Origin of the sequence: Streptomyces sp. NPDC059816, from assembly GCF_042732055.1 — a bacterium.
In the GTDB taxonomy this organism is placed as follows: Bacteria; Actinomycetota; Actinomycetes; order Streptomycetales; family Streptomycetaceae; genus Streptomyces.
In genome coordinates this window covers 45,414-57,435 of record NZ_JBHWIQ010000012.1, presented here as the reverse complement: position 1 = coordinate 57,435, position 12,022 = coordinate 45,414, and the positions used below count along the sequence as shown (strand labels likewise).

Below are 12,022 nucleotides of genomic sequence, written 5' to 3'. Positions count from 1 at the left end.
CGGGTCAGGGAGCGCCCGGCGACGGTTCCACCGGCGGATCGTCGGCGGGCTCCTCGGTCGGCTCGGGCTCCGAAGGCACGGCCGACAGGTCCGCCTGGTTCTTCACGGCGATCTCCCACCGGTCGGACATCGTCGTCCGCCCGTCGCCGTCAGCGTCCGCGACCCCGGACACGGGGACCTCACCGTTCGGGACCAGTTGCTTCCCGTACACCGGGATCACCGTGTGGAACCGGTGTCCCGGGTGGTACTTCGTGGCGAACAGGCACTGCTGCCCCCGCACCGCGAGCACCCTCCCGAAGAAGAGGTCCTCCGCTCCGCCCGCGAGGTGGGAGTCGACCGAGAAGTCCGCCTCCTGGAGGAGTTCCACGTGGGACGGGCCGGCAGCGCCGCCGCCCTCCGTGACCCCGAGGTAGCCGAGGGCTCCTCCCCCGGCGAGCAGCACGGCTGCGCAAGCGAGGATCGCGGAGGGCCCCTTCCCCTTCACCACGTCCGAGTACCTCGGTCTCACCCGTTCGGCCAGTACGCAGGGTCAGGGGGACGTCGACTCGTTGAGGCGGTGGAGCAGCCGGGCCAGCTCGGCGACCTCGGAGGGGGCCCAGTCGGCCAGTTGGCTGACGTACCGCGCCCGCCGCGCTTCGCGGACCCGTTGCACCCGCACCCGTCCCGCGTCAGTCAAACGGATCAATGACGCCCGCCCGTCCGCGGGGTCCGGCTCCCGGACCACGAGCCCCAGCGACTCCAACGCCTTCAGCTGTCGGCTCATGGTGGCCTTGCCGACGCCCACGTACCCGGCGAGGTCGGTCGCCCGCAGCACCTCGTTCTCGTCGAGCATGACGAGCAGTCCGTACGCACCCGGTTCGAGTTCCGGGTGCACGGACCGTGCGATCTCCCCGGAGGCCGAGCGGGCGCGTCGCAGAAAGACCGTCAGTTCCCGTTCGAGCGCCAGGAACTCCACCCGTACCCGTTCCACGGCGCTCACCGTGCTCCCGGCGGGCCCGGTGTCCCCGCCGCGCCCGCATCGTGCCCCGCCCCGGCCCTCGCCCACATCCGCGCCCATTGCCCCGTCTTCCCGTTCCCCGTGGTCCCTGCCGTCGTGCCGCGGCGGCGACCTCGCCCCGGCTGCACCAGTATTTCGCAGTTCCGTCCCCCGCGGTGCGCCACCGACCGGGCCCCGGACCGCTCGATCGGCCCGCCGCACCCGCCGGCGTCGACGCGCGGACGGCCGCCCGGCGCCGTACTCCTGGAATCTGAACCCGCACTCCCCCAGGCCGACGGAGGCACCCGTGCACCACCCCCGCACCACGTCCCGACCCCGACCCGGCGTCAGCAACCGTGCCCGCACCCGTTCGGGTCGGTCACCGTGGCGGCCCGCTGCGGCGCTGCTCCTCTCGATAAGCGCCCTCTGCACCGCTCTCTCGACCGGGACGGCCTCCGGCACCGAGGGTCCGCCCCCCGGTGACCCGGCCGTCAGCGATCCGGCAGTCAGCGACGGTGACCCGGCCGCCGTCACCCCGCCCGCGGTGCCGGAACGCGGCTCGGCGTACATGGGGATGGGGGTCCTCGCCCACGACGGGCAGGACGGGGTCCCGCCCCAGCGGCGCGTCACCCAGACCGAGGGCGTCGACGTCAGCAGCCACCAGGGCAACGTGGCCTGGTCGACGCTGTGGAACAGCGGGGTGCGCTGGGCCTACGTGAAGGCGACGGAGGGCACGTACTACGAGAACCCGTACCACCCGCAGCAGTACAACGGCTCGTACGACGTGGGCATGATCAGGGGCGCGTACCACTTCGCGACCCCGGACACCACGAACGGAGCAACCCAGGCGGACTACTTCGTCGACAACGGCGGCGGCTGGTCGCGCGACGGCCGCACCCTGCCCGGCGCCCTGGACATCGAGTGGAACCCGTACGGGGACGCCTGCTACGGCAAGACGTCCACCCAGATGGTCGCCTGGATCAAGGACTTCCTGGACCGCTACCGCCTCCGCACCGGCCGGGACGCCGTCCTCTACACGGCGACCAGCTGGTGGACCCAGTGCACCGGCAACTCCTCCGCCTTCGGCGGCGTGAACCCGCTGTGGATCGCCCGCTACGCGACGACCCCCGGGACCCTCCCGGCGGGCTGGGCGGTGCAGACCATGTGGCAGTACACCTCGACCGGTCCCACGGTCGGCGACCACAACAAGTTCAACGGCGCGCTCGACCGGGTCCAGGCCCTCGCCACGGGCTGACCGCCCGGGTCCGCGCGCACGAGGACGGCCCTCCCCGGATGGGGAGGGCCGTCCTCGTACGGGGGCGTCCCCGTGCGGAGGCGTCACGCGGCGATCGACACCTCGGGGGTCGCGCCCCGGGTCGCCGGACTGAGCGCCAGCTCCAGGACCTGGCGGACGTCCGTCACCGGGTGGACGTCCAGCTTCTCCAGGACCTCGGCCGGGACGTCGTCCAGGTCGGCCTCGTTCCGCTTCGGGATCACCACCGTGGTGACCCCGGCCTGGTGCGCGGCGAGCAGCTTCTGCTTCACCCCGCCGATGGGCAGCACCCGGCCGGTCAACGACACCTCACCGGTCATCGCCACGTCCGTGCGCACCGGGCGCCCGCTGAGCAGCGAGGCCAGGGCGGTCGTCATGGTGACGCCCGCGCTCGGACCGTCCTTGGGGACCGCGCCCGCCGGGAAGTGGATGTGCACGCCCCGGTCCTTCAGGTCGCCGACCGGCAGTTCCAGTTCGGCGCCCCGCGAGCGGAGGAAGCTCAACGCGATCTGCGCCGACTCCTTCATCACGTCACCGAGCTGGCCGGTCAGGGTCAGCCCCGCCGCGCCCGTCTCCGGGTCGGCGAGCGACGCCTCCACGTAGAGGACGTCACCACCGGCCCCGGTCACCGCGAGCCCGGTCGCCACCCCCGGGACGGCGGTCCGCCGCTCGGCCGGGTCCTGGGCGGACTCGGGCACGTGGTGCGGGCGTCCGATGAGCCCGCGCAGTTCCCCGTCGGTGACGGTGAACGGCAGCGCGCGCTCGCCCAGCTCGTGCTGGGCTGCGACCTTGCGCAGCAGTCGCGCGATCGCCCGCTCCAGGGTCCGCACGCCCGCTTCCCGGGTGTACTCGCCCGCGAGCTTGCGCAGCGCGCCCTCGTCGAGGGTGACCTCCTCGGGGTCCAGGCCCGCCCGCTCCAGTTGGCGCGGCAGCAGGTGGTCCCGGGCGATGACGACCTTCTCGTCCTCGGTGTAGCCGTCGAGCCTGACCAGTTCCATCCGGTCGAGCAGCGCCTCGGGGATGGCCTCCAGGACGTTCGCGGTGGCCAGGAAGACCACGTCGCTGAGGTCGAGCTCCACCTCCAGGTAGTGGTCCCGGAAGGTGTGGTTCTGCGCCGGGTCCAGGACCTCCAGCAGGGCCGCCGCCGGGTCGCCCCGGAAGTCGGAGCCGACCTTGTCGATCTCGTCCAGCAGCACCACCGGGTTCATCGACCCGGCCTCCTTGATGGCGCGGACGATGCGCCCGGGCAGGGCGCCGACGTAGGTGCGCCGGTGGCCGCGGATCTCCGCCTCGTCGCGGACGCCGCCGAGGGCGACCCGGACGAAGGAGCGGCCCATGGCGTGCGCGACGGACTCGCCGAGCGAGGTCTTGCCGACGCCGGGGGGACCCACCAGGGCCAGCACCGCGCCGCCGCGCCGTCCGCCGACGACCCCGAGGCCGCGCTCGGCGCGCCGCTTGCGCACCGCCAGGTACTCGGTGATCCGTTCCTTCACGTCGGCGAGGCCGGCGTGTTCGGCGTCCAGCACGGCCCGGGCGCCCTCGATGTCGTACTGGTCCTCGGTGCGCTCGTGCCACGGCAGTTCCAGGACGGTGTCCAGCCAGGTGCGGATCCAGCCGCCCTCGGGGGACTGTTCGCTGGCCCGCTCCAGCTTGTCGACCTCCTTGAGCGCGGCCTCACGGACCTTTTGGGGCAGGTCGGCGGCTTCGACGCGGGCCCGGTAGTCGTCGGACTCGTCCTCGCCGTCCCCGTCGCCGTTCAGTTCGCGCAGTTCCTTGCGGACCGCGTCGAGCTGGCGGCGGAGCAGGAACTCGCGCTGCTGCTTGTCGACGCCCTCCTGGACGTCCTTGGCGATGGACTCGGCGACGTCCTGTTCGGCGAGGTGTTCGCGGAGCTGTTCGGTGGCGAGCTTGAGGCGTGCCACCGGGTCGGCGGTCTCCAGCAGGGCGACCTTCTGGTGCAGGGTGAGGAACGGCGAGTAGCCGGAGTTGTCCGCGAGCGGGGACACCTCCTCGATCTGCTGGACGCGGTCCACCACCTGCCAGGCGCCGCGCTTGCGCAGCCAACTGGTGGCGAGGGCCTTGTACTCCGTGACGAGTTCGGTGACGGCGCCGGGCAGCGGGTCGGGCACGTCCTCCTCCACGAGGGTGCCCTCCACCCACAGGGCGGCGCCCGGTCCGGTGGTTCCGGCGCCGATGCGGACGCGCTCACGGCCGCGGATCAGGGCCCCGGGGTCGCCGTCGGCGAGCCGGCCGACCTGCTCCACGGTGCCCAGCACTCCGGTGCCGGCGTAGGTGCCGTCGATCCTCGGGACCAGCAGGACCCGTGGTTTGCCCGGTGCGGAGCGGGCGGCGGCCTGGGCGGCCTCCACCGCGGCGCGTACGTCGGGGTCGTTCAGGTCCAGCGGAACCACCATGCCGGGCAGTACGACCTCGTCGTCGAGGGGCAGCACGGGCAGCGACAGCACGGTGCTCTTGGAACCAACGGACTCAGCAGCCATGATCTCCCCTTCGGCATTCAAGTTGAGCTATGTCGACTCAATGCGCGGGGCCGCTCGATTGTTCCCGGCCGTCCGTTCGCCCACAGCGGAGCGGTCGGGGCCTCGCCCGCCACCGTGCTTCCGGGCCGCGTCCGCGGCCCACCGCCCTCGGAAATCCCCCCGCGCGGGCCGACCCCACCGCGCCACAATGGCCACCATGTCGCCCCAGCAGAGCACCGTCCCCGCAGTCGCTCCCGCCCCCGACACCGCACCGGAAGTACTCGACCGACGAAGCGGACCGCACGGCGAGGTGGTGCTGCGCCGCCACGGCCACCTGCTCCAGATCATCGCCAACGGCTGCTTCCTGATGGACACCTCCGACGGCCGCTCGGAACGCCTCCTGGTGGACCTGGCCGCCGCCGCGCTCACCGACCGTGACCCCGAAACGCGCCCCCGCCTCCTGATCGGGGGCCTGGGCGTCGGCTTCAGCCTGGTGCGGGCCGCCGCCCAGCCGCGCTGGGGCCGGATCACCGTGGTGGAGCGCGAGGCCGCGATCATCGACTGGCACCGCCCCGGCGCCCCCCTGTCCGCGCTGTCCCGCGAAGCCCTCGCCGACCCCCGCACCGAGGTCCTGCACACCGATCTGCTGGAGCACCTGCGGACCGGCGCCAGCACCTACGACGCGCTCTGCCTCGACATCGACAACGGGCCCGACTGGACGGTCACCGACGACAACGGCGGGCTCTACACCCCCGACGGCATCGCCCGGTGCCGCGAACGGCTCGCCCCCGGCGGGGTGCTCGCCGTGTGGTCGGCGCAGCCCTCCGCCGATTTCGAAGGGGCATTGCGGAATTCAGGGTTCCAAGGGGTCCGTACCCATGAAATCCCGGTCGCCCGGGGCGTTCCGGACGTCGTCCACCTCGCCGTCCGAGCTGGATAGCCTGATCACGTTCCGTGCCTTTAGTCTGCAACCGGCGCGTGGATCACTCCGGTGCCGGGCACAGCCATGGGATCACCCCACGGATTCCGAACAGCAGTCAGGGGCGGGCGATGGAGCAGACACACACCACCCAACACGGCAGCACCCCAGCGGCGCCCGGCGCCCAGCGGCGCGTGCTCGTGGTGGAGGACGACGCGACGATCGTGGAGGCGATCGCCGCCCGGCTCCGGGCCGAGGGGTTCGTCGTGCAGACCGCGGGCGACGGCCCGACCGCCGTGGAGACCACCCAGGCGTGGCAACCCGACCTGTTGATCCTCGACGTGATGCTGCCGGGCTTCGACGGACTGGAGGTGTGCCGCCGGGTCCAGGCCCAGCGCCCCGTGCCGGTGTTGATGCTCACGGCCCGCGACGACGAGACGGACATGCTGGTGGGTCTCGGCGTCGGCGCCGACGACTACATGACGAAGCCGTTCTCGATGCGGGAGCTGGCCGCCCGGGTGCACGTCCTGCTGCGCCGCGTCGAACGGGCCACCCTCGCGGCGACCACGCCCCGGGGCGGCACGCTGCGCCTCGGTGAACTGGAGATCGACCACGCCCAGCGCCGGGTCCGGATCCGCAGTGAGGACGTGCACCTGACCCCGACCGAGTTCGAGCTGCTGGTGTGCCTGGCGAACACCCCGCGCGCGGTGCTCTCCCGCGAACAGTTGCTCGCCGAGGTCTGGGACTGGGCGGACGCCTCCGGCACCCGGACCGTCGACAGCCACATCAAGGCGCTGCGCCGCAAGATCGGCGCCGAGCGCATCCGCACGGTGCACGGAGTCGGCTACGCGCTGGAGACGCCGGCGCCGTGAGCGCCCCCGCCGGGCACCCCGGCCCCCCCGGCCCCGACCGTTCCGGCAGCGCGGCGGCGGAGGCCGCGGGCATCGGCCCCGGCTCCCGCAAGCTGCGCCCGTTCTCCATCAAGACCAAGCTCGGCACCTTGGTCGTGGTCTCGGTGTTCATCACCACGGGGCTGCTGATGATCGCGGTGCGCACCGCGACCGAGCTGCGGTTCATCACGGTCTTCTCGGTGATCGCGACCCTGCTGATCACCCAGTTCGTGGCGCACTCGCTGACCTCGCCGCTGGACGAGATGAACACCGTGGCCCGGTCGATATCCCACGGTGACTACACCCGGCGGGTACGGGGCCACGACCGCGGGGACGAACTGGGCGACCTGGCGACCACCATCAACCGCATGGCCGACGACCTGGAGGCCCAGGACCGGCAGCGCAAGGAACTCGTCGCCAACGTCTCGCACGAACTGCGCACCCCGATCGCGGGGCTGCGGGCGGTGCTGGAGAACGTGGTGGACGGGGTGTCGGCCGCCGATCCGGAGACCATGCGCACCGCCCTGAAGCAGACGGAACGCCTCGGGCGGCTGGTGGAGACCCTGCTGGACCTGTCCCGGCTGGACAACGGCGTCGTCCCGCTGAAGGCCCGCCGCTTCGAGGTGTGGCCCTATCTGTCGGGGGTGCTGAAGGAGGCCAACATGGTGTCCTCGGCCCGTGGGGGCATCGCCTCGGGATCGGGCAGCCACACCCGCACCGACGTGCACCTGCACCTGGACGTGTGGCCGCCGGAGCTGACGGCGCACGCGGACCCGGAGCGCATCCACCAGGTCGTCGCCAACCTGATCGACAACGCCGTCAAGCACAGCCCCCCGCACGGCCGGGTCACGGTCCGGGCGCGGCGGGGCACCGGCCCCGAATCGCTGACCCTGGAGGTCACCGACGAGGGCCCCGGCATCCCCGAGTCGGAGTGGCACCGGGTCTTCGAACGGTTCAACCGGGGCCCCTACACCGACCCGGCGGCGGGCTCCGCACCCAGCGCCCAGGCCGCGCCCGCCGGGAAGCCTCCGGGCGGCCAGGGCAGCGACGGCGGCACCGGGCTGGGGCTCGCGATCGCCCGGTGGGCGGTGGAACTGCACCGGGGCCGGATCGGGGTGGCCGAGTCCTCCCGGGGTTGCCGGATTCAGGTCCTCCTTCCGGGGCTGTTCCGCGGCCCCGGTTGACGTTAAGGTTCGGGGCGGCAGGCCAAGATCGTCAGAGCGCCAGGGCGCTCGCATGCGCTTCCGTCAGTTCCGATCACGTCCCGAACCGACCCGGTCGGGTTGTGAACCCGGGTGTGAAAGCGCTCGGACTGACACGATCCAGTACGGCCGAGAGCCGCCGCCGACGGCGTCCCGTACGCCCGGCGCCGCGCCCCGCCCGGCCGTGACGTGCACGTTTACCGTCCGGCTGACAGAGAACCTCGGTTGTTTCCCGCCATTTCGAGCCCCGAAACACGGGTTCCGGTGTGACTTACGCGACGGATCACCCGCCCCGCCTGCACTCCTGGCCTCGCAAGGCGTAGCCTTAATTCCCGCTGTCCATCATCTTGTGAAGCGGAAGAGGGCGGTTGCCGCCGTGTCGCCACAGTCCCCCAGTAACTCGAGCTCCCCCAGCCTCCGGCCGGGAGGCGCCCATACGACCGAACAAGCCGGGCAGGGTCATGACCCCGCCGCGGCTTTCGGCGCCAATGAGTGGCTCGTCGACGAGATCTATCAGCAGTACCTCCAGGACCCGAACTCGGTAGACCGCGCCTGGTGGGACTTCTTCGCCGATTACAAGCCGGGGGCTGCTGCCACGCCGGCTCCGGCGGATACCGCAGCCCCGGGCAAGCAGGCCGAGCAGCCCGCGACCCCGGCCGCGGCCGTCCCGAGCGCTCCGGCCCCGCAGGCCGCCGCCGCTGTCCCGGCCACGCCTCCGAGGCAGGCTCCCGCCGCACCGGCCCAGGGCGCCACCGCACAGGGTGCCCCCGCGCCGGCCAAGGCCGCAGCGCCCGCGAAGGCTCCCGCCGCCGCGGCGCCCGCGCCGGAGGCCACCGCCGGCCCGGAGTTCGTGACGCTGCGCGGCCCGTCGGCCGCCGTCGTCAAGAACATGAACGCCTCCCTGGAACTGCCCACGGCCACGTCCGTGCGCGCCGTCCCGGTGAAGCTGCTGTTCGACAACCGCATCGTCATCAACAACCACCTCAAGCGCGCCCGGGGCGGGAAGATCTCCTTCACGCACCTCATCGGGTACGCGATGGTGCAGGCCATCAAGGCCATGCCGGCCATGAACAACTCCTTCGCGGTGAAGGACGGCAAGCCCACCCTGGTCAAGCCCGAGCACATCAACCTCGGGCTCGCGATCGACCTGGTGAAGCCCAACGGCGACCGCCAGCTCGTCGTCGCGGCCATCAAGAAGGCCGACACGCTCAACTTCTTCGAGTTCTGGCAGGCGTACGAGGACATCGTCCGCCGCGCCCGGGACAACAAGCTGACCATGGACGACTTCACCGGGGTCACGGTCTCCCTGACCAACCCCGGCGGCATCGGCACCGTCCACTCCGTGCCGCGTCTGATGCCCGGCCAGTCCGTGATCATGGGCGTCGGCGCGATGGACTACCCGGCGGAGTTCCAGGGCACCTCCCAGGACACCCTGACCAAGCTCGGCATCTCCAAGGTCATGACGCTCACGTCGACCTACGACCACCGGGTCATCCAGGGCGCCGCCTCCGGCGAGTTCCTGCGGGTCGTCGCCAACCTGCTGCTCGGCGAGAGCGGCTTCTACGACGAGATCTTCGAAGCGCTGCGCATCCCCTACGAGCCGGTCCGCTGGCTCAAGGACATCGACGCCTCGCACGACGACGACGTCACCAAGGCCGCCCGCGTCTTCGAGCTGATCCACTCCTACCGGGTCCGCGGCCACGTCATGGCCGACACCGACCCGCTGGAGTACCGCCAGCGCAAGCACCCCGACCTGGACATCACCGAGCACGGCCTCACCCTGTGGGACCTGGAGCGGGAGTTCGCGGTCGGCGGCTTCGCCGGCAAGTCGATGATGAAGCTGCGCGAGATCCTCGGCGTGCTGCGCGACTCGTACTGCCGCACCACCGGCATCGAGTTCATGCACATCCAGGACCCCAAGCAGCGCAAGTGGATCCAGGACCGCGTCGAGCGCCCGCACTCCAAGCCGGAGCGCGAGGAGCAGCTGCGCATCCTGCGCCGCCTGAACGCCGCCGAGGCGTTCGAGACGTTCCTCCAGACCAAGTACGTCGGTCAGAAGCGCTTCTCGCTGGAGGGCGCGGAGTCCGTCATCCCGCTGCTGGACGCGGTCATCGACTCGGCGGCCGAGTCCCGGCTGGACGAGGTCGTCATCGGGATGGCCCACCGCGGCCGTCTCAACGTGCTCGCGAACATCGTGGGCAAGTCGTACGCGCAGATCTTCCGCGAGTTCGAGGGCAACCTCGACCCGAAGTCGATGCACGGCTCCGGCGACGTGAAGTACCACCTGGGCGCCGAGGGCACCTTCACCGGTCTCGACGGCGAGCAGATCAAGGTCTCGCTGACGGCCAACCCCTCGCACCTGGAGGCCGTCGACCCGGTCCTCGAAGGCGTCGCGCGGGCCAAGCAGGACATCATCAACAAGGGCGGCACGGACTTCACGGTCCTGCCGGTCGCCCTGCACGGTGACGCGGCCTTCGCGGGCCAGGGCGTCGTGGCCGAGACGCTGAACATGTCGCAGCTGCGGGGCTACCGCACCGGCGGCACGGTCCACATCGTCATCAACAACCAGGTCGGCTTCACCGCCGCCCCGGAGTCCTCCCGCTCGTCGATGTACGCGACGGACGTGGCCCGGATGATCGAGGCCCCGATCTTCCACGTCAACGGGGACGACCCCGAGGCCGTGGTGCGGGTGGCACGGCTGGCGTTCGAGTTCCGTCAGGCGTTCAACAAGGACGTCGTGATCGACCTCATCTGCTACCGCCGCCGCGGGCACAACGAGACCGACAACCCGGCCTTCACCCAGCCGCTGATGTACGACCTGATCGACAAGAAGCGCTCGGTGCGCAAGCTGTACACCGAGTCCCTAATCGGTCGCGGCGACATCACGCTGGAGGAGGCCGAGCAGGCGCTCCAGGACTTCCAGGGCCAGCTGGAGAAGGTCTTCACCGAGGTCCGCGAGGCCACCTCGCAGCCCGGTGAGGTGCACAGCCCCGACCCGCAGCCCGAGTTCCCGGTGGCCGTCACCACGGCGGTCTCGCAGGAGGTCGTCAAGCGGATCGCCGAGTCCCAGGTGAACATCCCCGAGCGGGTCACCGTCCACCCGAGGCTGCTGCCGCAGCTCCAGCGCCGGATGGCGATGGTGGAGGACGGCACGATCGACTGGGGCATGGGCGAGACCCTCGCCATCGGCTCGCTGCTGATGGAGGGCACCCCGGTCCGGCTGTCCGGCCAGGACTCCCGCCGGGGCACCTTCGGCCAGCGGCACGCGGTCCTGATCGACCGGGCGACCGGCGAGGACTACACCCCGCTGCTCTACCTGTCGGACGACCAGGCCCGGTACAACGTCTACGACTCGCTGCTGTCCGAGTACGCGGCGATGGGCTTCGAGTACGGCTACTCGCTGGCCCGCCCGGACGCCCTCGTCATGTGGGAGGCGCAGTTCGGCGACTTCGTGAACGGCGCGCAGACCGTGGTGGACGAGTTCATCTCCTCCGCCGAGCAGAAGTGGGCCCAGACCTCGGGCGTCACCCTGCTGCTGCCGCACGGCTACGAGGGCCAGGGCCCGGACCACTCGTCCGCCCGCCCGGAGCGCTTCCTCCAGCTGTGCGCACAGAACAACATGACGGTCGCGATGCCGACCCTGCCGTCGAACTACTTCCACCTGCTGCGCTGGCAGGTCCACAACCCGCACCACAAGCCGCTGGTCGTCTTCACCCCGAAGTCGATGCTCCGGCTCAAGGCCGCGGCGTCGAAGACGGAGGAGTTCACCACGGGTGGCTTCCGCCCGGTCATCGGTGACACCACCGTGGACCCGGCGGCCGTGCGGAAGGTCGTCTTCTGCGCGGGCAAGGTCTACTACGACCTGGAGGCCGCACGGATCAAGCGCGGCACCCAGGACACCGCCTTCATCCGGATCGAGCGGCTGTACCCGCTGCCGGGCGCGGAGCTCCAGGCGGAGATCTCCAAGTACCCGAACGCGGAGAAGTACCTCTGGGTCCAGGAGGAGCCCGCGAACCAGGGTGCGTGGCCGTTCATCGCGCTGAACCTGATCGACCACCTCGACCTGGCGGTCGGCGCGGACGTCCCGCACGGCGAGCGGCTGCGGCGGATCTCCCGCCCGCACGGTTCGTCGCCCGCGGTCGGTTCGGCGAAGCGGCACCAGGCCGAGCAGGAGCAGCTGGTGAACGAGGTGTTCGAGGCGTAACGCCCCCGGCACGTTCGTGAGGAGGCCCGGGTGTCCGCGATGGCGGGTGCCCGGGCCTCCCCGCGTTCCCGGGGCCGTACC

Annotated in this window: 8 protein-coding genes; 5 read left to right on the top strand and 3 right to left on the bottom strand. The window is 71.5% G+C overall.

Annotated features, from left to right (window positions below; all coding sequences use genetic code 11):
* Positions 1-4: 4 nt before the first annotated feature.
* Positions 5-487, bottom strand: a complete 483-nt coding sequence (locus ACFV88_RS17640) for a hypothetical protein (RefSeq protein ID WP_385491947.1) — start codon at positions 485-487, stop codon at positions 5-7.
* 42 nt (positions 488-529) lie between these two features.
* Complete coding sequence (locus ACFV88_RS17635) at positions 530-1,057, bottom strand: MarR family winged helix-turn-helix transcriptional regulator (RefSeq protein WP_385491944.1); 528 nt, start codon at positions 1,055-1,057, stop codon at positions 530-532.
* 226 nt (positions 1,058-1,283) lie between these two features.
* Between ACFV88_RS17635 and ACFV88_RS17630 the strand changes: the two genes are divergently transcribed.
* Entirely contained in the window at positions 1,284-2,231 is a 948-nt protein-coding gene (locus ACFV88_RS17630) for a lysozyme (RefSeq protein ID WP_385491941.1), read from the top strand.
* Between the two features lie 83 nt (positions 2,232-2,314).
* Here ACFV88_RS17630 and lon read toward each other — a convergent pair whose 3' ends face one another.
* Positions 2,315-4,747 (bottom strand): endopeptidase La, encoded by a 2,433-nt coding sequence (gene lon, locus ACFV88_RS17625; protein ID WP_385491938.1) that lies wholly within the window; start codon positions 4,745-4,747, stop codon positions 2,315-2,317.
* 196 nt (positions 4,748-4,943) lie between these two features.
* Here lon and ACFV88_RS17620 point away from each other — a divergent pair, with 196 nt between their 5' ends.
* From ACFV88_RS17620 to ACFV88_RS17605, 4 genes are all read left to right on the top strand, one after another.
* Positions 4,944-5,666: a spermidine synthase gene (locus ACFV88_RS17620; protein WP_385491935.1), complete on the top strand. Its 723-nt coding sequence runs from the start codon at positions 4,944-4,946 to the stop codon at positions 5,664-5,666.
* Between the two features lie 110 nt (positions 5,667-5,776).
* Positions 5,777-6,517 (top strand): response regulator transcription factor, encoded by a 741-nt coding sequence (locus ACFV88_RS17615; protein WP_385491932.1) that lies wholly within the window; start codon positions 5,777-5,779, stop codon positions 6,515-6,517.
* Between the two features lie 92 nt (positions 6,518-6,609).
* On the top strand, positions 6,610-7,719 hold the full coding sequence (locus ACFV88_RS17610; RefSeq protein WP_385492381.1) for an ATP-binding protein: 1,110 nt from the start codon (positions 6,610-6,612) through the stop codon (positions 7,717-7,719).
* 394 nt (positions 7,720-8,113) lie between these two features.
* Positions 8,114-11,941, top strand: coding sequence for a multifunctional oxoglutarate decarboxylase/oxoglutarate dehydrogenase thiamine pyrophosphate-binding subunit/dihydrolipoyllysine-residue succinyltransferase subunit (locus tag ACFV88_RS17605; RefSeq protein ID WP_385491929.1), 3,828 nt, complete (start codon positions 8,114-8,116; stop codon positions 11,939-11,941).
* The last annotated feature ends 81 nt before the right edge of the window (positions 11,942-12,022 follow it).